A 22,882-nucleotide genomic window follows, 5' to 3' on the forward strand; every position below is an offset into this window, starting at 1 on the left:
GCGCGCGGCATCGCATGTGTAGAAGCGGCACCCCTGATTTAGCCCAGGTATCCCGCTACATTGCGCAAAATTCTTTTATCAATCGGGCGGCCCGGCTGCTGCGCGAAAGAAAAGGGTTTGCCTGTGATCATTTCATACAACTGAATATAACGGGCAGCCAGGGTCTCGACTAACTCCTGTGGCGCCTGAGGCAGGGTTTTATCCTGGTAGGGATCACAGTGTTTGGCGAACCAGATGCGTAAAAATTCCTTGTCTATGTTTTCAGGTTCCAGGCCCTGGTCAAGACGCTCCTGATAACTGTTCGCCAGCCAATACCGGCTTGAATCCGGCGTATGGATTTCATCCACGACAACAATACGGCCTTGCGGATCACGGCCGAATTCATATTTGGTGTCCACCAGAATCAATCCATGCTTCGCCGCAATTTCCACACCCGCCTGATAAAGGGTTAAAGCCATGCGGCTGGTCTCATCCCAGTCAGCCTGCGTCATCCAGCCCTCGGAAACAATCTGTTCCGGAGAAATGGGACGATCATGTTCCGTTTCCTTGGTGGTAGGGGTCAGGACCGGGCGGGCCAGCTTCTGGTTTTTCTTCAATCCTTCCGGAAAAGTGATGCCGCAATATTCGCGTACGCCTTTCTGATATTGAGTCCAGAGCGAGGTTCCCGTGGTGCCGGTGATATACCCGCGGACGACAAATTCGATAGGGAATACCTGGCATTTTTTTGCAATGACCACATTCGGATCAGGCACGGCAATCAGGTGGTTGGGAACCAGATCAGCGGTTTGCTCAAACCACCAGGCGCTGGTGAGGTTCAAGACCTGGCCTTTGTAAGGAATCAACGCCAGCTGGCGGTCAAAAGCCGTCAGACGGTCTGTGGTCACCAGCATCAATTTATCGCCAAGGTCGTAAGCATCCCGAACCTTGCCCTGATATTTACGGCCGAAATTAAAAGACGTCTCGGTCAGGCAGTATGGCAGCGCGGAGCGAATAAGCTCGCGGTATGAATCAGTTATATTGGAAGCAGTCATGGGCGTATGGGTTAAATATAATGTTTGTTTGTAATATGTTGTCTATCCAGTCCGGCATTTTAGCGTCTTCAACGGTAAATTGCCATAAAACACCGTGTTGAATCGCGTTCACTCCCTGGACGGAAAAGTGATCTTTCAGCGTCTGCAGTTTTTGCCGGCCCAGCAAATCCTCTCTGGGACGCACAAGAAACCGCGCGGACAAGGCGGATTGCAGCGGCTCCGGTGAAATTTCAACTTCCTTGCGTTCATTGAACAATACGCCGCTCGCCTTGATCTGGTCGAGCACGGCGGGCGCGTCGCATTGAATTTCCCAGTGCATCCGGCGTGTGACCGTCACGGGCATCCCTTTCTGCCGCAAGGTGTTTTGCACCGTCAGCGCATGGTTGTCCGTGATAATCAGCTCAACGACACATTCATGGCTAGCCGCAGGTTTTTGATAAACAGGGTTTTGCACACGGCGCGGATAATAATACAGGGGAACGGTATGTTCTGTCTGGCCTTCCGCGATATAGTCCCGCATGGACTGAAAAATGGGGTCTCCATTTACGGTACGTTCAGGGTGCGGCATCATGGCCATCACATTTCCGGCCTTGTTGGAGACCGCGGCGATATTTCGCATGGATCCGTTAGGATTGACCGGAAAACTGTCCGTCACGACGCCTTCGGCATCGCAATACTGGAATACATTCAAACCCTGGTGTTCGATTTCATCAAGCAAGGCCTGGGTCATGACAAAACGCCCTTCTCCATGCGCCACAGGCACATGCAGGATGCTGGCCGCATTCAAGTGACGCGTAAAAGCATTGCGCTGATACTGGCTGGATAAACGCATATGAACCCAGGCATTGTAATAACCTGTGCCAAGAATCTTTCCGTTGGCAATGCGTTTGTTTTCCGTCAATACCATCCCGATTTTATTATTTTCAAGCCCCGGCACCAGCCCTGTTTCCACCAGAATCTGCGCGCCATTGCAAATGCCCAGCACCGGTTTGCCGCTCTCGCTCTGCGCCTTGATTTCCTGCATGACGGGATCCAGTGCTGCGATAATACCCGCGCGCGAACGGTCTTCGTAAGAAAATCCGCCCACAATGATATACCCCGCCATCTCGCGCAATTTTTCGCGCGGTTCATTCCATAAAAATTCAACCGGCTCCATTCCCGCTCTTTTTACCGCGAGCATGGTCTCGCGTTCACAGTTGGAACCGGGAAACTGGACGATAGCGATACGCATCAGATTAACCTCACGTCTTGCTGGCCGTTCACAACGCGGCCGATTTCATAAACAGGATAGGAAGGAAAATCGCTTAGCGCTGCGCGCATTGCTGCGACCGCCGCTGACGGCACAATCATGATGAGCCCTATGCCCATGTTGAAGGTGCGGTACATTTCATTATCGTCCAGGCGTCCCAGCTCGCGCAAAACCTGGAATATGGGCAGCACAGGACAGGCTTCCCGGTGAATTTCCACCGCACAGCCCTTGGGAAGAATACGCGGAATGTTTTCCAGTACACCGCCCCCGGTAATATGCGCCATGCCTTTAACGGGTATCTTGTTTGCAAGCAGGTGCAAAACCGGCCGGGTATAATTCAGGTGCGGCGTGAGCAGAACTTCTCCTAGCGAATGTGCGAGACCAGGGTGGCGGGTCTGCACATTGTAACCTGCCACGTCAAAAAGCAGTTTGCGCGCAAGAGAATAGCCGTTGGTATGCAGTCCGCTGGATGGAAAAGCGGCGATCACATCCCCTTCCGTAATTCCTTTCCCAAGGACTGCTTCATCTTTTTCCACCACGCCCGTGATAATGCCAACCAGATCATGTTCGCCAGGCAAATAGGTACCGGGCATTTCCGCCGTCTCTCCGCCCACGAGCGAAATATCATTTTCACGGCAGGCCGCGACCATGCCGTTGATGATCTGCTCAATGATTTCCGGGTTCAATTTGTCGTTAGCGATGTAATCCAGCAGGGTCAGCGGTTTGGCGCCCAGCACAATGATGTCATTGGCCGTGGCGCTGACAAGATCCATACCGATGGTATCGAATTTTTGCATCAGTTTGGCAACCATCATTTTGGTGCCGACACCATCAATGCTCTGCACCAGCACCGGGTGGCGGTATTGCTGCATGAGCGGCTTAAGATCATACATGGCGCCGAAACTGCCAATTCCGGTCAGCACATGCGGCGAAAAAGTGCTTTCTACCGCTTGCTTGATGCGGCGCACAGCTTCGTTGCCCGCTTCAATATCAACACCTGCGGCCTTGTAGTCAATGCTGCTCATTATAACAATCTCTCCCGTAAACCGTTTTCCCACGCCGACCTTGCTGCGCTGACCGGCAAGTCTATGACCGCGTTCATTTTCAGCCGCGGTTCTTTCGTGGTTTCACCAATAATAAAAGCGTTGACCCGGCGCTGTTCAAAAAGCTGCCTGATATCTTTCTGACTGTCGCGGGGAATTTCCAGAATAAATCCGCCTGTTTCCGCAAACAGTTTTTTGTCAGCAGCCAGCTCGCCGGGAATGTCGATTTGCACGCCTATGCGGTTTTTAAAACTCATTTCCGCCAACGCCGCGGCAGCGCCGCCTTCTGAAATATCATGGGCTGCCAGTACCCAGCCATTTTGTATGGCTTCATGCACCGCGTGAATTTCATCAGAAAAGGTTTTCAAGTCCGGCTTGGGAACCCGGCTTCCCAATTCATTATAAAGTTGATAGTAAACACTGCCGCCGCATTCATCCTTACGCTCACCTACCATGACCAGCAGTGAATCCGTCCGCTTCAGATCATACGTCATCGCCCTGGAAACGTCTGGCAGCGAGCCCAGGCAGGCAATCATGGGACTGGGTGGAATCGCACCCTGCGATGATTCATTATAAAGCGAGACATTCCCGGAAATAATCGGCAAGGTTGCCTGGGGATAGTCTTTCAGCGACACGGCCTGGCATGCATCAGCAATGCCGCGCACCGATTCAATGAATTCATTCATTTGTTCAGGTTTTTCGGGATTGCCAAAGCACAGGCAGTCCGAAAGCGAAAGCGGGGTTGCGCCGGCTGCGGTGATATTACGCACGGACTCGACCACGGCGTTAACCGCCCCCCAGTAGGCATCGATCTTGTTATAACGCGGATTCTGGTCCAGCGAAAGAGCAATGCCGACCTGGCGGATTTCTTCAGGATATCTGTCATCATTAAACGGTGCCATGACTCCGGCGTCAGCCCAGCCCGCCTCCACCACAGTACGGCCTTGTACCTGTTTATCATAGGTTTCGTATATAGGCGCGCGCGAAGCGATATTCTCGTGCGCAAGCAGTCTGAGCAGCACGTCATTAAAATTTTCCGGCGCGGGCAGCGAGGGTTCTGCCGCCGCCGCAGGCCGCGCTGCATGAGCCCGGTCATAATGGATGCCCTTGGTGACATCGTGCGCCTGTGCGCGCACCAACTCCCTGCCGTGGTACTTCACTACATAGAGGCCGTCCGTGCGAATCTTGCCAATCACTGCCGCACGCGCGCCCTCGGACACCTGAGGGAGGGCAAAGGTTTCATTGTAATGTCCGAGAATCAGTTCAACGAGATTTTCAGGCACAACCCACATGAACCGCTCCTGGGTCTCTGAACACAAGATCACGGCCGGAAGCAAATCCGGCATGCCGGTAGGAACCTGTTCCAGGTCTACTTCAGCGCCATAACCGCCGGCTTCCGCCAATTCCACGCTGGCGCAGGCGACGCCACCCGCCCCCAGGTCTTTAAATCCGACTTTATCAATCAAGCCTTTTTCACGAAGAATTTTGAATAAGGCATAATTGGCCTTCAGGATATGCCTCTGTAAAAATGCATTGGGTTCCTGCACCGCGCCTTTGTTGCGTTCCTGATGTTCTTCCTTCAGGGTAGCCGAGGCGAATGCCGCCCCGCCAAAACCACTGTTATCCGTGGGTTTGCCGACCAGAATAAAAACATAGCCATCCGCATCCGGCGGGGCGTAAGAATGGATAACGTGATCTTCACGCACCACCCCCAGCGTCACGACCGTGACCAGGCAGTTTTCATTATAAGCGGTATCGTAATAAACATCCCCGGCAAGATTCGGGATGCCCAGCGGGTTGCCATAACCCGCGATTCCACTCACAACACCTTCATGGATCCAGTGTGTTTTGGGACGGTGTATGTCCCCGAAACGCAAACTGTCCGCAACGGCGATAACTTCCGCGCCCATGCAGCAAACATCGCGCACATTCCCGCCCACGCCGGTCGCCGCACCTTCATAAGGCACAATTTGTGAAGGATGGTTGTGTGATTCGTGGCTCACCACCACACCGTAACGCACGCCCAGATTATCGGCCGCGACCGCCACAATACCCGCATCTTCGCGCGGCCCGAGAATGACATGCGGCCCATCAGTGACAAACTGTTTAAGATACTTGCGGCTGCTTTTATAGGAACAATGTTCCGAGCCCTGTATGGACCACAGGACACATTCGGCAAAAGTGGGAGGACGCTTAAGCAGGGCATTTTGAATGGTCAGCGCTTCATCAACAGTCAGGCCGAGGTGGTATTGGCGTAAAGTCTGCTCAATTGCCTCTCTGGATAGCTGGGAAAAATCAAGAACGTCAGGTGTCTGCTGCATTTACAGGCCCTAATCTAATGGTCAATCGTGGGCATAAGATAGCGGTGTTTGGGAGTAAAATCAAATGATGCCGTGGAGAAACGGTCATTTTAACAGACATTGAGCGCTGCCATCCCCGTTCAGAGAATGCTCGTTTAGCTGCCAGTCTTTGATTCTGTCAGCTTCGCTCCGAACCCCGCGTCCCTATGAGTATCGTCGTCAGCCGAAATGCAGCGCCATGGCAAGCAAGACCAGATCCATGCTGCCCAGTTGGTGCGAGTTACCCACTCGCTGGATACGCGTATAAGAAAGATCCATGGATATGTCCGGCCTGAAGTCATAACCCAGGCCTATACCGCCGGTGGGATAGAGCCGGTTAGTGATATCACTGTCATCCGCGGTTGCCACCAGGCCGGTTTCAGATACATTGACAGACATGTTTGACCGCCCGGTGAGATAAGCAAGACCCAGCTTTCCATAGAGATTGAAGCAGCAAGGCAAAGGATAGATATATTTTCCGACCAGATCAAAGGCGCTGGTTTTGAATGTGCCTGAAGTACCCGCCTGATAGGGAAGACCTGTCGTGTGGTCATCACCAGAGGCGTAAGCATCGATAGGTAGGCGCGGGAACAAGGTCCAGCCGATTTCAGCCGCCCAATGATAGCCTATCTGATATCCGCCGAAGACACGCCAGGCAAATCCGGTTTCATCCGTTGTCCCCTTGAAGTTGGTTACGGTAAAGTTCCCATACCCCAGGGCTTCATTGATCATCTGGCCCATGTCACCTCTTGACACACCGCTCTCGGTGACATTGCCCCAGCCCAGTTGACCGCCAAGATACAAACCCGGCTGGGCGGCATGAGACTGTGTGCCCGACATGAGCAAGGCGCCCGACATGATCGCTGCCGCCGCCATTTGTTTCCAGTCAGCCATATCAAAAGTCCTTTTTCTTTTTTTAATGCCAGCTATGAGCTTAATCGGAATTGATAAAAAAAACTATGGGAGGGAAAAACAACGAAGGGCGGAAAAAGAAAGGGCGCTGTGTTTGCAGCGCCCTTCAGACATCTTAGCCAATATAATTAGCCAATGTAGTAGGTCAAACCAACGCTGACCAGGTCGGTGCTGCCGATGTTGCTTGAGCTGCCGACTTTCTGGATACGGTTGTAAGACAAATCCGCCGCCACGTTGCTGGTGAAATCATAGCTTGCGCCCACACCAACGGTCGGGAAAATCTTGTGCGAATTTTTGCTGCCGCTGCCGGAAACGGTCACGCCGGCTTCGGAGGCAGAAGCAGAAGCGTGCGCACGGCTCATGATGTACGCAGCACCGACTTTACCGTATACGCTGACATTGTTTTGCAGCGGATAAATGCCCTTGGCAACCAGATCCACAGCATCGGTCTTGATATTGCCGCGAGCGTTTGCGGTCACGGTTGAACCACCAGGATTGTTATCGGTGGCAGTGGCGGAAGCCTTGGTGTTCATGGTGCTGAACTTGCTCCAGCCCAATTCACCCGCCCAGTTGGAATTCACCTGATAACCTGCGAACAGACGTCCGGCAAGTCCCGTGTCTTTGCCGCTGTTGTTGAAAGAATTGACTGTAAATTTATTGTTGCCCACTGCAGAGCCGATTAAATCGTTCATGTCCGTGCGGGAAATATCAGATTGATGGACGTTGCCATAACCTAATTGACCACCGACATAAAATCCTGGTGCGGCAGCGAAAGCATTCGCTGTGACCAAACTTGAAAGACCCAGTGCAGCTACTCCTAACATTATTTTTTTAGTTAACATGTTTAAGCTCCTGTGTGTAATTTACGTGGCTATATTAATTATGAAAGCAAAAATAATCAACTTTACATTTGATGGGCATTTTTTACTCTAACCGGGATGCGCAGTATTTTTTCAGGGTGACTGCGTCTCACAATATGGCGTGGTAAAATACACTTGTAAAAAACTGGACATCAGATCACATTAGACACATAATCTGCGCCTTTTTTCTGATTCTACTTTTGCCTGACAAAAGTTAAGGGATGGTGGTGGCCAAAAACGTTGTTGAACTGCGAGGTATATACAAGTCAATCCATGATCATGAGATCTTGCATGATATCAACCTCGAAGTACAAGAAGGTGAATTTTTAACTCTGCTAGGACCATCAGGGTGCGGCAAAACCACCCTGCTGCGTCTCATTTCCGGTTTCGAAGAACCTACGCAAGGCAACATATTCATAGACGGCAAAGATGTAAGCGGACTGCCGCCGCATCAGCGTCATGTCCACACCGTTTTTCAAAGCTACGCCCTCTTCCCGCACATGACTGTTTTTGAAAACATCGCCTTCGGCTTGCGCTGCCAGAAAGTGCCGCAAATTGAAATCAGTGAACGCGTCGCAGACGTGTTAAAGATGGTGAAACTCGAACGTTTCGCGGAGAGAAAGCCCAGCCAGTTAAGCGGCGGCCAGCAGCAGCGGGTTGCCATCGCGCGCGCCGCGGTCAACCGCCCGCGCGTTCTCCTGCTGGATGAACCCCTGTCTTCTCTCGATTACCGGCTGCGAAAAACCATGCAGATAGAACTCAAGCAGCTGCAGCGCACGCTGGAAATCACATTCATCTTCGTCACGCACGACCAGGAAGAAGCTCTTTCCATGTCCGACCGTGTTGTGGTGATGCAGGAAGGCTATATCGAACAAATTGGCACCCCGCGCCAGGTCTATGAAGAACCCAGCACATTGAAAGTCGCAACCTTCATAGGTGAAGTCAATATTTTTGAAGGCGAAATTCTCAGCACGGACGGCAACCGGCAAATCATGGTCAGCATTCTTGACAAACAGCGCATGGCTAAAAGCACGCGTCTGTGCCTGCCGGGTGAAAAAGTGCATGTGCTCATACGTCCTGAAGATGTGCGTGTCTGGAATCAGCATGAAGTGACCGATACCGCAGACATGTTTGCAGGCACCGTGGAAGAAGTCATTTATAAGGGCACGACGGTCGACCTGATCGTACGGCTCGCCAACAATAAAATTGTCGCCGCCACGGAATTTTTCGATGAAGATGACGACCGGCTGGAGTACAAGATGGGAGAACAAGTCTGGGTAAACTGGACACCGGGGTGGGAGGTCATCTTGCCGCATGAGACATGACGACCGTTTCAAACAGTTTTCCCTGATACTGGTGTGGGTATGGATGTTTCTGTTCGCCCTGCTGCCCTTCTGTCTCGTCATCGCGTCCAGTTTTTTAAGCCATGATGAAAATAATCTCATTGAACTGCCGGTCACACTAGGGAATTATGCACAGTTAAACAACTTCACGTATATACGAATTTTTGAAAAGTCTTTCATCATTGCGGGGACTTGCACATTACTGTGCCTTGTCATTGGCTACCCTTTCGCCTATCTCATCGCACGCATGCAAAGCCAATGGAAAAACTTTCTATTACTGCTGGTCATCATACCCTTCTGGACCAGTTCGCTGATCCGCAGTTACGCGCTCATCGCCATCATTAAAGCCAAGGGCATTCTCAACTCCCTGCTGATCGCCCTGGGCGCCATAGACCATCCTCTCCCCATTCTATTCACTAATTACGCCGTCATGATCGGTCTCGTGTATAACCTCCTGCCATTCATGATCCTGCCCATCATGACCAATGTGGAAAGACTGGATAACCGTCTGATTGACGCGGCGCGTGATCTGGGAGCAAACCGTTTTACCACTTTCCGGAAAATCATTGTTCCCCTGACCATCCCCGGCATCATCTCGGGTTCCATTTTGGTGTTTCTGCCTGCGATGACCATCTTTTATATCCCTGATATTCTGGGCGGAGCAAAATCCGTCCTGCTCGGCAACCTGATCCAGAACCAGTTTCTCATCGCCCAGAACTGGCCAATGGGATCAGCCTTCAGCGCCGTGCTCACACTGGTACTCGCGACACTCATCCTGGTTTATGTCTGGGTAACCCGCGGCGGCAAAAAACGGGAGTGGATATGAAAAATCATTCCTGCCGCCGCGCCGCTATCGGGAGAAAATTCTGATGAACATGAGGCCGCTGCAGCAAATGTCGTACCTGACGCTCATCTATTTGTTCTTTTATATTCCGATTATTATCCTGATCGTTTATTCATTTAATGATTCGCAATATTCACTCTTATGGCACGGGTTTACCTGGCGATGGTATGCGGAATTGTTTTCCGACAGCGACTTATGGATTTCAACCTGGCACTCGTTTCTGCTGGGATTATCCTCAGCCTCCGTTGCCACTCTGATCGGCATGATCGCCGCCGTCAGTCTGTATCGCTATCGTTTCATGGGTAGAAATTTTTTAAACGGTCTTGTTTTCATCCTCATTCTGTCACCTGAGATTGTGACCGGAGCATCCCTGCTGATACTCTTTACCTTCCTGCGCCTTGAGCTTGGTTTCACGAGTCTGTTACTCGCGCACATCAGCTTTTGCATCCCTTTTGTCATTGTGACCGCGTACAGCCGGCTGATCAGCTTCGACAAAAACATATTTGAAGCGGCCAAGGACCTGGGCGCCAATGATTTGCTCATACTGAGAAGCATTATTTTACCGCTCTTGTGGCCCGCGCTGTTCGCAGGCTGGCTGCTCAGCTTCACACTCTCGCTGGACGATGTGATCATCAGTTATTTCGTTGCCGGTCCGGAATTTCAGATTTTACCGCTGCAAATTTTTTCCATGGTCCGTTCCGGCATCAAGCCGGAAATTAACGCGCTCTGCAGCGTTTTGTTCTGCGTGACCCTGACATTCATTGTTTTATCCCAACTGGCTCTGAGGAAAAAAGCATGAGACGTTTCCTCTTTTTCATCCTGATCCTGATCATCCCGCTGGCCGCGTCAGGAAAAAACAGAGTCGTCAATATCTACGCTTGGACTGGAGAAATACCTGATTTTGTCGTGCGAATGTTTGAAAAGGAAACCGGCATCAAAGTCAATATTTCAACCTATGAAAACAATGAAATCATGTATGCCAAAATCCGCGCCGCCAAAAATCCCGGTTATGACCTGATCATGCCGTCCAGTTACTATGTCGACCGCATGTCCAGACAAGGCCTGCTGCAAAAACTGGACAAATCCCGGCTCACAAACTGGAAAAACCTGAGCCCGGATTTCCTGCATCCCGCTTACGACCCTGGCACGGAATACAGTGTTCCTTTCATCTGGGGCATTACGGGAATTTTTTATAACAGTGACTATTTTCCCGTGAACAGCATCAATAAATGGTCGGATTTCTGGGATGCGCGCTTTTATAACAAACTCATGCTGCTGGACGATACCCGGGAAGTATTTTCCATGGCCTTGATGACATTGGGTTACTCCGCCAATGACAAGGATCCGGCGCACATCAAGGAGGCATTTTTAAAACTGAAAGAATTAATGAAGAATGTAAAGGTTTTTTCAACGGACACGGTTGTATCCATCATTATTGATGAAGACGCCACTGTCGGCATGGCCTGGAACGGCGATACCTACAAAGCCTCGCTGGACAACAAGCGTGTGAAGTTTGTGTTTCCCCGGGAAGGTTTTGTGATCTGGGTGGATAATTTTGCCATTCCTGTTTCCGCGCCTCACAAGGACACAGCCTATACATTCATCAACTTTATTCTGCGCCCCGAAATCGCCAAGGAAATCGCTCTTTATACACACTTCCCCATTACCAATCTCGCGGGAAAAAAAATGCTGCCCGAGAACATACGCAACAACCCGGTCGTCTATCCTACCCGGGAAATCATGAAACAGGGGCACTTCCAGACAGATGTGGGGGATGATACGCTCGCGCTCTTTGAAAAATACTGGGAAGAATTGAAAATCAGCGGCTGACGGCCCCGGCATCACCTTGAGAAACGGTTTCGCGCCCTGTCATCCCTGAACATGCCTCAAGATCACATGATGGGCCCGCGGCAAGCCGCGGGAATTGATTTTAACTCAGATTCACTTTCATCATGATATAGGGATTATAAATTTCCGTCTTGAAGTCAAACTTTTGGTAAAGACCGTGGGCGTCTTCAGTCATCAGGAACCAGCGGAAAATCCCTCTCAGCCGGGTATGCTCGAAGATATACTTGAGCAAAGCCTGGCCAACCCCCTTGCCGCGGTGAGGCTCATCTATAAAGACATCCCACAATGACGCAAATTCAGAGTGATCACTGATAACACGTGAAAATCCTATTTGCCTGCCTTGGTAGAAAACAGAAAAACAGAGTGAGTTTTCAATCACCAGGGGAAACCGCTCCGGCGGGAGGCCGGTAGAATACCGCGACGGGATGCATAAGAGGTTATAAAGATATTCGAGATCTATGCGCTTTTTGTCCGCTGTAAAAACATACTCACCAAACGCGCCATCAGGATAAACCGCTCTAAGTGTCATGATTCATACGCTCTTTTTTGTTATGATCACCCGCACTTCAGGATGCGTCCCGTCATGAGGGAACTTCTTTGACGATAGAAAATTTGGCATAGTCATTTTGTCAGTATAGAATAGCCCAGCGATTCTCAAGAATCACTATTTGAGGAGTTATTCCATGAAAAAAATGTTTACAGCGTTTGTTGTGTTGCTTTGTTCCATCAGCCTGTTAGGGTGTCAAAACATGTCCAAACAGGATGTGGGCGTGCTGTCAGGCGGTGTGGCCGGCGGCTTGATCGGCAGCACGGTTGGCAAGGGAAGCGGACAGATATTAGCGATCGCGGCTGGCACTATCGCCGGCGCCATTATCGGCGGCTCCATAGGTAAAAGCATGGATGATACCGACAGATTAAAGATGAACAGGGCACTGGATAATAACCCGGTCGGCAAACCCGCCTACTGGCATAATGCGGACTCTGGCGCAGCTTATGAAGTCGTTCCCACCAAGAATGTGACTGTGGGCGGCAACGAGTATTGCCGTGAATACCGCACCGTTGCAAATATCGCAGGCAAGAAACAGCAAATGTACGGCACGGCCTGCCGTCAGCCGGACGGCACCTGGCAAGCTGTCAGCTAACCTCCTGACTTGAAAATCCCGGGGCGCAGTCCCGGGATTTTTCACCCTCCCCGCACGCCACCCCCAAGCTTTCCGTTTATACATTCTTCCCAGTCCTCCCAGCTGCTTCCTTTGCACGCTTTTCGGGGATTGTTGAATGCTTTTCGTTTAAACTATGTCACAACAGGATATAAAGGCCCACATCGCCATGTCAAAAAACAAACTGACGTTTTGCTGCCAAACCTGCGGCACGCTATACCCCAAATGGTCAGGTCAATGCACCGGCTGCAATGAATGGAACACTATCGTGGAGGAAATGAATACGCCCGCGCCGGCATCACGCTATCAGGGATACGCAGGCGCCCACCAGCCTGTCATGACACGCATGGCTGATGTCACGCTGCATGAAGCAATCCGGCTGTCAACCGGCTCACAGGAACTGGACCGCGTATTAGGGGGAGGGATCATCATGGGTTCAGCCATCCTGATAGGCGGCGACCCGGGAATAGGCAAATCCACACTCTTGTTACAGACGGTAGCGCATCTCGGCCAGCAGATGAAAGTTTTATATGTCACAGGCGAAGAATCTCCCCAGCAAGTCACCTTGAGAGCGCGGCGTCTGGGCTTGCCGGAAAATCAACTGTGGTTGATGGCTGATACTCAGGTAGAAAGCATTCTGGGTCACGTGCAAAAGGAAAAACCGCGTATTTTGGTGATTGACTCCATTCAGACCATGCATACGTCGCTATTAGCTTCCGCGCCTGGCTCAGTGGGACAGGTGCGCGAAAGCGCCATGCAGCTGGTACACTACGCCAAACAGTCAGACACCGCCTTGTTTCTGGTAGGTCATGTCACCAAGGAAGGCAGCCTGGCCGGCCCGCGCGTGCTGGAACACATGGTTGATACCGTCCTCTATTTTGAAGGCGAGCAGGATAACCGTTACCGCATGATTCGGGCGGTCAAAAACCGCTTTGGCGCCGTCAACGAGTTAGGCATTTTCGCCATGACGGAAAAAGGCTTGCGCGAAGTCAGCCACCCATCTGCCATTTTCCTTTCGCGCAGCGCTCAAGCCGTTTCCGGAAGCATCATTACCGCTACCAAGGAAGGATCCCGTCCCTTGCTGGTTGAAGTACAAGCTCTGGTAGATCAAAGCCATATGGCGAATCCGCGACGGTTATCCGTCGGCCTGGAAAACCAGCGTCTTTCCATGCTGCTCGCCGTGCTGCATAGACACACAGGCATTTCCACACACAGCCTGGACGTTTTTCTGAATGTCGTGGGCGGACTACAAATCTTCGAGCCCGCGGCTGATCTGCCCGCTGTTTTTGCCATTTTGTCCAGTTTGCGAAACCGCGCCCTTCCGCATGATTTGCTCGCCTTTGGAGAACTGGGATTGTCTGGCGAAATCCGCCCGGTCCCCGGCGGACAGGAGCGATTAAAAGAAGCGGCCAAACATGGGTTTAAAACTGCGATTGTTCCCCAGGCAAACACCGCGAAAAAAACGCTGGATGGCATGAAAATCATGCCGGTTCAAACACTGAAGGAAGCTGTAGAGTGTCTTGAATCTTTCAACTGAAATCCGTTTTCTCTCCCGTCTTGCCGGCCAATTTATTGATATATCATGCGTATATCTTGTGTTCCGGACAGGGGCGTCTGTAACCGTGCCGGCATCCTCCTTCCTAAGCTTCTGAATCCTCTAGTTAAATCCGCCACGCCTGTCCGCACTTCACCTCTGCCGCATTGTCTGAGCACGCAGACAAGGTGATCAAATTATGTTGGTAATCAAAGAATTAATCCGCGCATGCCGGCATGGCTCCATCAGATTCAGAGTGGCCGCAAACATCCCGCCATATTCTTCTATACTTAATTTATGGTTTCAAGCCATACAGAAAACAGAAAAGCCGTTGGGAAATGGCAAATAACATAAAATGAGGGGTTTCTGCATGTCAATCACCAGACAGAGTGATGAAGGTTCAAATGATCTATTGAGAAACGCAAAACTGATTTATATTGGGCTGATGATGAAGCAGTATGAAAAGCTTCTCATCAGCGCAGAACTTTTCCAGAGAAAAAATTCCGAAAATCCTGACGCGCGCCTAGATGAAGAAAAGCTGCACGCGGCAATCATGGAATTCCGGCAATTAAAATCCCGATGGCGAGATTTGTCCAGAAAGACAAACGACGATCCTGTGACCACACAGGAACTCAGTCTGTTCACGGATAACGATCTGGTGAAAGTCCGGGGGGCCATTAAAGATGCTATTGTCACTAACAACGACGAAGTTAAAATCGAAATATTTTCCCGCGGCCTGCTCACCATCGACTCCTTGACAATAGGCAATGTGAAAACTCTGGTAACCAGCCTGGAAAAGCAAAAAGAATTACTGCAGGGTGATATCGACCAGGCACGGCATTTCCTGGATACCCTGGCAGTCATTCATGACACAGCCGTGACGCGCGAGAACCGCGAACGCCGGGACAGGCTGAACCAATCCCTGGAAGAGTTGAAAAAACGTGTCAGCGCTCACCCCCATCTGATGGAAAATGACTTCGCTGTTTACGAGAAAGACCTCAAACACTGCCAGACGCTCATGCAAGACATAAAAAAACAAATCGTCGACATGGCAATCGAGGATATGCGCATTATTGAAAGTTTATTAAAGAATCCTGTACGCGATGAAAACGTCCTGGATACATTATGGCAATCCTATTTTGACAAATCCAACAATTACGCATTAAGCAGACTTTTCACCAATAACCTGCACGCAGGATCCGCCATTGATCCAGACAACCAAGACCGTGATTATCGTCTTGCATATAACCAACTGCTTGAAACCGCGGAAATCACACGTTCCCTGCTGATAAAACATAAAAAAATCGTCTTGTCCGAAAAGACACAAATCACTTCCAGGGAAAGTATAGGAGATCACATTAAGGAATTAACCTGGATAGCCGACCATGCCGATCAATATAGCGCAGGCATCATCAGAGACCGGTTTGGAAAGTATTATGATCCTGAAACCGGAAACATGCAGGTCATGTATGAATCCCTGTCAGGAAAAGATGTCATGAAATTGAAAAGCGAAATGCACGCTCGCTTTGAGACAGCCCGTTCCGAACTGATACAGCGCGGGATTATCGGAAACACACGGCTCAAACAGCAGACGACGGAAGCGCAGGCAAGAAAACAGTTTAAAGAATTGCAAAAACAGACATCCAGATTCGAGGAGTCAGTAAAGAAAGCCTATAAAAAATCAGCCTATTCTCCAAAGCAGGCGGGCGCGCTCAAAGCACAGTATCAACTGATTTGCAGATTATCACATGAGATGGAAGCGAATGGCGCTTACAAGATTATCCAATCCCGGGAAGCCAGAGAAAAAAAATCCGGCAAGAAAACAGAAACCGCTGGCCATGTTCAATCGGTCATCCGCGCTTTTGACCGTGTCAACTTCGATAATCGGATAACATTCTTTGAATCTCATCCTTTCGTCCGGGAAATACAAAGCGCCGAATTGAAAGCCAAGGAATTGAGTGACTGGTTATATGATTATCTGCGCGGCAATCCCGAATTTATCTCCGGTCAGCAAGCCAAAATGACCGTGGCGGAAATCAACCGTATCAACCACCAAATCCAGGAAATGCTTGCCAACGGCAAGGATACAGCAAAGAAATACAAGGGCGGCGAATTTAAACAGTTTTTGCAAGATTATATCCGCGACAAACCAGCCGCAGTAGAAAAAGCAAACCAGCAAATTAACCAGTTTTACGCAGACAGGCTGACAGAAGTCATTGAAGGATTGCTCAGGAGGATTGACGCTTATCTGCAAAGCATCAACAAAGACCAGGACAATATTGAAAAACTGAAAGAATACAAAGCTTATTTGCAATCCATTCAAAAAGAGCACGCCCGTTCTCAATACAGGAATTTCACCCAGGCTGGCAAGGTATATGATATCCAACGCGACATGGGTTTGATTGAATCCCTGATGAACCGGCAGCTGAATATCGCAAAACAGGCTGGCCACATCGAATCAACCATTAATGAGAAGTTACGCGACATCAGCGCACGCTTGCCAACCGCTGAAACCGGTTTTGAATCCTACCAGAAAGACCGGCTCGCCGGCATACGCGAGAGAAACCAGGAAGTTAACGTCCGCATGGCTGCACGCATTGCAAACATGGATCTCACGCCGTTACACGAACCGCAGGCCAGAATAAAAGATCGTCTCGATAAACTCGGCAGTATGCTTGCCGTGTCATCCAGACAAATCAAATGGGACCAGCTGGAAGCCGCCCAATCAGATGAAATCAGAAAATCAATCCGGGGAAAAATCGGAGATACAAAAGACGCTCTCGCCATGCTGGCTTCCGAATATGCCGAGGCATTCAAATACGGTCATTCCTCTATCGCGGACATGCAGGCACTGCTTGGCAAACTAGAGCCCGTACGCAAAAAAATACCTTCCGTAAAAACACCCGCTGACATTGATAAAATAATGAGTACTATTGTTGCGTTACTGCATTCCGAGCTGAAAGCTATCAAGGCAAAGAAGATTAACGCCAAAGCGGCGCTGGCCAGCCAGATCAACCAGGAGATAGAGGCGGCTTCTTCCAAAACAACCACCGCCGCACCCGAAAAAAGCGCATACGAACCCCAGCGCGCCGCTCATGCGGCACTTGCCCGTTTGCATGACCATGCCGTCCGGATCAGGGATATGCGCCACGGCCTGACAGAATCACTGGTGAGAAAAAACGAGGGTGATTTGCTTGAAATAGAGGCGCTGGCTCCCAAAATGGAAAACTATGCCAGTTCCATCAGCGCCTTGTTGACCATTCTGGGACATCACGCCCGGCATGATGCCGACTTCAAAGAGTTTTATGACGCCGCCGTCGACGTGTCCGGAATGCCGCTTGAACATCCCGAAATCGAAGACAGAATTGTTCAGATTATTCAGCGTTACACCGAAATGATCGCACAAAAACTCGACGCCCTGAAGGCGGCGCCTTCTTCCGGGCAATACTGGGAAGAATTTCGGTTTTTATCTCAATTATTGAAAGAATTTGATGTTACCCATCCTGTCCGCTACGCAATTGACCAGACACTGGAGCGATATGAAGAAGATCACGCCGAGCGGATCCGGTTTGAGCAAGAGCGTGAAAAAGTGCTGCTCAGGCTTGATAAAATTACCCGCAGCAACAGTGAAGCAATCCTGACTCCTCTGAATCAATGGGATATCTTCCGGCAAAAAACGCAGGCTTCCAGCAACAAGAACCAGACCATGGAACATGTCTCAACCGCCTACAAAGGAGATCTGGCCAAGCATCAACTCTTCATCAAGGAACAAGGAAAAATACTTGCGCAAAATATTAAAATGGCCGCAGAACTGACAGAGGATATTCAATCCCTAAAGCATGACGCGTCTAATGCCAGCGATCTTCTCGACAGAATGTCCTCACTCATAACACGCATGGAAAACCGAATCGAGCGTGTTAATCTCTTCCGTGAAACCCTGGATGAACAAATTGTTGCCGCCCAGGAAGATCTCAAGGCGGTCAAACAATTGAAGTCACAGTTATCCAGAATTATCAATCATCCTGATTTTCAGAAAATAGATGCAGCCATTGAACAATTCAAGCAGAAAAAACAATTGATGGAAGAATTGAAACAAGCCCGCCACACGTTTTCCGAGTTTTCCGGCGACCTGGGCAAGGCGGACGCCCGCGCTGAATTAAACCAAAAACTAAAACAAGCGGCCATATTGTGTTCTTCATGCCAAACAGATGAAGCCCAACCAGCCCTGCGGTCGATCAAATCAATGCAGGATACTCTCGCCAGCCTGGATTCCATTTCTCATTTGACTCAAGCACTCCATTCCAAAGCATTCTTCAACAATCTCGGCCATTCCGAGAACCAGAAATTACTGCGTCAATTTCTTGAATCCATTCCCGAAAAATTCTGGCTGCGCAACAAAAACGTGGATACTGTCATGAAAGCCTGCCTGTCGCCCAACGCTGACATCAATAATATAACCGGATACATAGAACTGGATACTTACATAGAAAAAATCCAGTCTCAGGCGCGCGAGAAACTGGAAACTCTAAGCCAGGATATCAGCACGCTGGAAGCAAGCCTGGGCCGCTCCCTGGATGGATCCAGTGAAAAACTACTCCATGACCAGCAACTGATAAGCGATTATCAAGCCGCCAGGAGTCTGCTGGGCGAAGTAAACGCCATGTCATTGCAAACCGAAAGGCAACTGGAGATTGCCCGTCTTTGTCCACATCCGGGACACGTAAAAGCCATGTTGGGCACACATCAGAATGTGCTTGAAGCATTACCCGCGATACAACAGCAAGCAGTCCAGCTATCTGAAAAATACAAACAGCAAAAAACACAAAAACTTGTTGTCAAACCAGAAATTGCGGAAAAGCACCAACAACTTAGCAGCGTGGGAATGTTTGCACATCATCAGGCACCGAAGAAGCCGCGCAGCAAGCCGGATATCAGCCCCCATCCCGGCTCTGGGCCTAAAAATCAATAAAGCTCCATACTATCCCGTCGTGGTTCGAGACGCCGCTAGCGCGGCTCCTCACCACAAACGGGAATCAAATACGCCGCTGACGCGGCTCCTCGCCGCGAACGGAAAAATCCAAGTCCGTTCGCTCCTTCGACAAGCTCAGGACAGGCCTGAGGAGGCACGCAGTGCCGTCTCGAAGGGCGCGCTGCCCCTCACCATAAGCAGACAGATTGTCATGCCAGCATGTTTTTAGCTGGCATTCATAGGCACTGCATTTAATTTTTATCGCCAACAGAAATAATCGAGTTAAGAATTTTTGCAAGCCGATAACCCGCGAGTGCGGCTTCTTTTTCAGAAATCCGCCGGCCTTCTTCTACATACGCGGCAGAAAGTGCCTGGTTGGGAGCAGTGTTATAAACATATTTTTTGGCATTTTCCAGACCTTCATTTGCCCAGTTTGCCGGTGTGATGTCATTGACCTGCGCTCCAAACCCGCTTTCCGGATAAAGAGCCATGATATTGGACGCCGTTTCATGCGCCCGGGTTTGTGAACCCTCGCCTTCGAACACACCCACACCGCCATCCCATAACCTGTGCAGTTTAACGCGCTCGTTATTGTATCGGACGTAAAAATCGTTTCCACCCTTGTCGCCATTGGGCGTTGCGGCCGAGATATACGAAACCGTATGCAGCGGCTGGTGCAAATCACCGACAATATGTGTCAGGAATGCGAGAAAGCGCGCGCGCTCATAGGCATTGGCGCGCGTGTTTTTAACTACCGGTTCGATATTGTTGACAGCCCACACCGCATTATCATCATCAACCAGATCTTGCAGCGGCGTTCCATCGGTACTAAATGCGATATCAATGTAATGCCAGTGAGTATAGGTTTCAATTTTCTGCCCGCGCAGCGCATCAGGCCAATAAGAAATATTCGCGAATGACTTCATCTCGGGATATTGTTGATGCAGGTTTTCTACCAGCGCATCCACTTTTTCACGCACATCCGGTTTCAAATTTTGATAGGCAATTTCGGCGATCACCATGTGACCCAGCGCATTCCACGCAAACGAGACCGCAGGAAGGAGAAACATCAGACAGAACAGAGAGAGGAATCGGCCAAGGGTTTTCATCATTATGATTCTCTTAACTGGATTTTGCATGGCACTCTATCCTGTCAAAGAAGAATTATCAAGATTATATGCTTGTTTTGCGCTGTATCGCCGCAGCACGGACAATCGTCACATACTGACTTCAATCTTTGGTCTGGGAGTCATACGGGTCAAAATCTCATAAGCGGAGGTGTGGCTGGATTCAGCAATATATTCAACCGGCAAATCCTCGCCCCATAGTGTAACAGGGTCGCCAATTTTCGCTTGGGGCTGATTACGCAAGTCCACTGTCAGCATGTCCATGGAAACCCGGCCTACCAGCGGACAACGCGCGCCATTTACCAATATCGGCGTGCCCACGCCAGCAAATTGAGGATAGCCATCCCCGTAACCCACGCCCACCACACCGACTTGCATATCTTCCGGCGCTTCCCAAGTCCCGCCGTAACCTATTTTTCCGCCTTTTTTTACCTTGGTGATGGCTATGAGCCTGGACCATAAAGTCATGACCGGTTTCAAATCGTAATCCAGGCCGGTTTTACCAGAAAACGGCGATCCGCCGTATAACATGAGTCCCGGCCGCACCCAATCGCCATGTGTTTCAGGCCAGGCAAGAATGGCCGCGGAATTCGCCATGCTGCGCGGGCCGCCAAAATGCCCGGTGACCTGATTGAATACGGCGAGCTGTTGTGCGGTAGCCCGACCGTCTGCCGCGTCTGCCTCTGCAAAATGTGTCATCAAACCTATAGGCTTTTGCACGGATTCGGCCGCCGTCAGACGAGTGTACACTTCCTGAAAATCCACAGGATCAATCCCCAGCCTGTGCATGCCGGTATTGACTTTCAGCCAGACTTTGAATGGATGTTTGACCCTGGCCTTTTCCAGCATTTCCACATGCGGCAAATGATGAACCACCAGGGTAAAATGATGTCTGGAGGCTTCCTGGACTTCATCCTGATAAAACAAGCCTTCTGCCAGCACAATCGACTGAGTAATCCCGTCATCACGCAGCATCAACCCTTCTTCCATGGAGGCGACACCCAGTGCGTCAGCGCCAGGCAAGGCATGGGCGATGCGTGTGATTCCGTGTCCATAGGCATTCGCTTTTACCATGGCAATGATCGAACGGCCGGATGCCAGTGCGCGAACCCGTTCAAGGTTATGCTGCAACGAGGCAAGATTGATTTTCATGTAAGTTGGACGGCTCATCTGAAATCACCCATACTGAATCAGGAATAATTTGACTGACGCGTGAAGTTTTCGAAACAGGTATACTGCCCCATGAAGGTTAACCTGACTTTCCCAATCGGACCATTACGCTGCTTGGCGATAATGATTTCAGCGGTTCCCTTGTCAGGACTGTTTTCATTATAAACTTCATCCCGATATATAAAGGCAATCACGTCAGCATCCTGCTCAATCGCGCCGGACTCACGCAAATCCGACATGACCGGCCGTTTGTCCGAGCGCTGCTCCAGTCCGCGGTTAAGCTGGGACAGCGCGACAACGGGTACTTTTAGCTCTTTCGCCAGCCCTTTTAGCGAACGGGATATTTCAGAAATTTCCGCTGTACGGTTTTCACTATAACCTGGCACTTGCATCAATTGTAAATAATCAACCAATATCATTCCCAACTGGCCGTGTTCTTTCGCGAGCCGGCGCGCGCGCGCGCGCATTTCTGCCGGGCTGAGCCCGGGCGTATCGTCAATAAACAGCGGCGTATCCGAGAGCATGCTTACTGTGGCGCTAATGCGCGGCCAGTCTTCGTCAGCCAGTTTTCCAGTACGTATACGCAGCTGATCGATGCGGCACAAAGAAGACAGCAAGCGCATGACAATGGCTTCACCAGGCATTTCCATGCTGAAAATCAACACCGGAAAACGGCTCTTAATGGCCACATGTTCGGCTATATTCATTCCAAGCATCGTCTTACCCATGGAGGGACGTCCCGCAATAATGACCAGATCAGAGGGCTGCAGCCCCGAGGTCATTTCATCCAGGTCATGATACCCGGTTGGCACGCCGGTGATTGACGTGCCCGCATGAAACAAGGTATCGATCTTATCCATGGTTTTAGCGAGAAAGTCCTTAACATTAACGGGGCCGTCTCCGCGCGATCCCTGCTCGGAGATAGAAAAAACCCGCTGCTCCGCGGCATCCAGTAATTCCACTATGCTGCGGCCTTGTGAATTGAACGCACTGTCTGCGATATCACCGGCAGCCGCGATCATTTGCCGCAAAACAGAGCGTTCGCGAACAATGTCTGCATAGGCTGAAATATTGGCGGCGCTAGGTGTATTGTTCGCCAGTTCAAACAAGTAGACTTCCCCGCCCACCTGTTCCAATTCATGCATTTCGCGCAAGGCGTCAGAAACAGTCAGTACATCTATGGGCTTGCCTTGCTCTTGCAGCCGCGACATCACGCGGAAAATCAGCCGGTGTTCGTTACGGTAAAAATCTTCTTCACGCAGGCGCTCCACCACCTGGTCCCAGGCGCGGTTATCCAGCATTAACCCGCCCAATACGGATTGTTCGGCTTCAATGGAGTGCGGCGGGACTTTGACCGAATGAGAATTCATGACCCGATTTGCGGGTGACCGTCTGTTTAGCAATGCTTCAGTCATAACAAATTTCGCCGTCCTGGATTAAGAGAGTCACAGCG

The 22,882-nt window shown here is 50.4% G+C and carries 17 protein-coding genes; 7 read left to right on the plus strand and 10 right to left on the minus strand.

Annotated elements, in window-relative coordinates:
- Window positions 1-38: 38 nt before the first annotated feature.
- The 6 genes from AQULUS_RS09220 to AQULUS_RS09245 all read right to left on the minus strand — a co-directional run bounded on the left by AQULUS_RS09220 (window position 39) and on the right by AQULUS_RS09245 (window position 7,416).
- Window positions 39-1,031, minus strand: a complete 993-nt coding sequence (locus AQULUS_RS09220; protein ID WP_148339868.1) for a phosphoribosylaminoimidazolesuccinocarboxamide synthase — start codon at window positions 1,029-1,031, stop codon at window positions 39-41.
- Window positions 1,009-2,262: a phosphoribosylformylglycinamidine synthase I gene (gene purQ / locus AQULUS_RS09225; RefSeq protein WP_172622808.1), complete on the minus strand. Its 1,254-nt coding sequence runs from the start codon at window positions 2,260-2,262 to the stop codon at window positions 1,009-1,011. The genes AQULUS_RS09220 and purQ overlap by 23 nt, the downstream gene beginning before the upstream one ends.
- Entirely contained in the window at window positions 2,262-3,305 is a 1,044-nt protein-coding gene (gene purM, locus AQULUS_RS09230) for a phosphoribosylformylglycinamidine cyclo-ligase (RefSeq protein ID WP_148339870.1), read from the minus strand. Before purM ends, purQ begins: the two co-directional genes overlap by 1 nt.
- Window positions 3,305-5,644: a phosphoribosylformylglycinamidine synthase subunit PurL gene (gene purL, locus AQULUS_RS09235; RefSeq protein WP_148339871.1), complete on the minus strand. Its 2,340-nt coding sequence runs from the start codon at window positions 5,642-5,644 to the stop codon at window positions 3,305-3,307. Before purL ends, purM begins: the two co-directional genes overlap by 1 nt.
- 198 nt (window positions 5,645-5,842) lie before the next feature.
- Window positions 5,843-6,556, minus strand: a complete 714-nt coding sequence (locus AQULUS_RS09240; protein WP_148339872.1) for an outer membrane beta-barrel protein — start codon at window positions 6,554-6,556, stop codon at window positions 5,843-5,845.
- Window positions 6,557-6,702: 146 nt separating this feature from the next.
- Entirely contained in the window at window positions 6,703-7,416 is a 714-nt protein-coding gene (locus tag AQULUS_RS09245) for an outer membrane beta-barrel protein (RefSeq protein ID WP_148339873.1), read from the minus strand.
- A 239-nt stretch (window positions 7,417-7,655) separates the two neighbouring features.
- Between AQULUS_RS09245 and potA the strand changes: the two genes are divergently transcribed.
- From potA to AQULUS_RS09265, 4 genes are read left to right on the plus strand one after another with little or no spacing between them, the layout of a single operon-like run.
- Window positions 7,656-8,759 carry a spermidine/putrescine ABC transporter ATP-binding protein PotA gene (gene potA / locus AQULUS_RS09250; RefSeq protein WP_148339874.1) on the plus strand — a complete coding sequence of 368 codons (1,104 nt, stop codon included), beginning with the start codon at window positions 7,656-7,658 and terminating at the stop codon, window positions 8,757-8,759.
- The gene (locus tag AQULUS_RS09255; protein WP_148339875.1) at window positions 8,749-9,603 is read left to right on the plus strand and encodes an ABC transporter permease; all 855 of its coding nucleotides are present in this window, start codon (window positions 8,749-8,751) and stop codon (window positions 9,601-9,603) included. Before potA ends, AQULUS_RS09255 begins: the two co-directional genes overlap by 11 nt.
- Window positions 9,604-9,646: 43 nt before the next feature.
- Window positions 9,647-10,420 carry a spermidine/putrescine ABC transporter permease PotC gene (potC, locus tag AQULUS_RS09260; RefSeq protein WP_172622809.1) on the plus strand — a complete coding sequence of 258 codons (774 nt, stop codon included), beginning with the start codon at window positions 9,647-9,649 and terminating at the stop codon, window positions 10,418-10,420.
- Window positions 10,417-11,451 carry an ABC transporter substrate-binding protein gene (locus AQULUS_RS09265; protein WP_148339876.1) on the plus strand — a complete coding sequence of 345 codons (1,035 nt, stop codon included), beginning with the start codon at window positions 10,417-10,419 and terminating at the stop codon, window positions 11,449-11,451. The genes potC and AQULUS_RS09265 overlap by 4 nt, the downstream gene beginning before the upstream one ends.
- Before the next feature lie 100 nt (window positions 11,452-11,551).
- Here the strand turns inward: AQULUS_RS09265 and AQULUS_RS09270 are convergent, their stop codons facing one another.
- Window positions 11,552-11,998 (minus strand): GNAT family N-acetyltransferase, encoded by a 447-nt coding sequence (locus tag AQULUS_RS09270; RefSeq protein WP_148339877.1) that lies wholly within the window; start codon window positions 11,996-11,998, stop codon window positions 11,552-11,554.
- A 154-nt stretch (window positions 11,999-12,152) separates the two neighbouring features.
- Here AQULUS_RS09270 and AQULUS_RS09275 point away from each other — a divergent pair, with 154 nt between their 5' ends.
- The 3 genes from AQULUS_RS09275 (at window position 12,153) to AQULUS_RS09285 (ending at window position 19,132) form a co-directional block, all read left to right on the plus strand.
- The gene (locus tag AQULUS_RS09275; protein WP_148339878.1) at window positions 12,153-12,611 is read left to right on the plus strand and encodes an RT0821/Lpp0805 family surface protein; all 459 of its coding nucleotides are present in this window, start codon (window positions 12,153-12,155) and stop codon (window positions 12,609-12,611) included.
- A gap of 187 nt (window positions 12,612-12,798) precedes the next feature.
- Complete coding sequence (gene radA / locus AQULUS_RS09280) at window positions 12,799-14,166, plus strand: DNA repair protein RadA (RefSeq protein ID WP_148339879.1); 1,368 nt, start codon at window positions 12,799-12,801, stop codon at window positions 14,164-14,166.
- A 367-nt stretch (window positions 14,167-14,533) separates the two neighbouring features.
- A complete protein-coding gene (locus AQULUS_RS09285; RefSeq protein WP_148339880.1) occupies window positions 14,534-19,132 on the plus strand; it encodes a hypothetical protein in 4,599 nt (1,532 codons plus the stop codon).
- A 251-nt stretch (window positions 19,133-19,383) separates the two neighbouring features.
- On the opposite strand, the gene AQULUS_RS09290 is transcribed toward AQULUS_RS09285, so the two are convergent.
- The 3 genes from AQULUS_RS09290 to dnaB all read right to left on the minus strand — a co-directional run bounded on the left by AQULUS_RS09290 (window position 19,384) and on the right by dnaB (window position 22,844).
- A complete protein-coding gene (locus AQULUS_RS09290) occupies window positions 19,384-20,271 on the minus strand; it encodes a S1/P1 nuclease (RefSeq protein WP_148339881.1) in 888 nt (295 codons plus the stop codon).
- A 78-nt stretch (window positions 20,272-20,349) separates the two neighbouring features.
- On the minus strand, window positions 20,350-21,411 hold the full coding sequence (gene alr, locus AQULUS_RS09295) for an alanine racemase (RefSeq protein WP_232051869.1): 1,062 nt from the start codon (window positions 21,409-21,411) through the stop codon (window positions 20,350-20,352).
- 38 nt (window positions 21,412-21,449) lie between these two features.
- A complete protein-coding gene (gene dnaB / locus AQULUS_RS09300) occupies window positions 21,450-22,844 on the minus strand; it encodes a replicative DNA helicase (RefSeq protein WP_408608944.1) in 1,395 nt (464 codons plus the stop codon).
- Window positions 22,845-22,882 lie beyond the last annotated feature (38 nt).

This window comes from Aquicella siphonis, from assembly GCF_902459485.1.
GTDB classification, from domain to species: Bacteria; Pseudomonadota; Gammaproteobacteria; order DSM-16500; family DSM-16500; genus Aquicella; species Aquicella siphonis.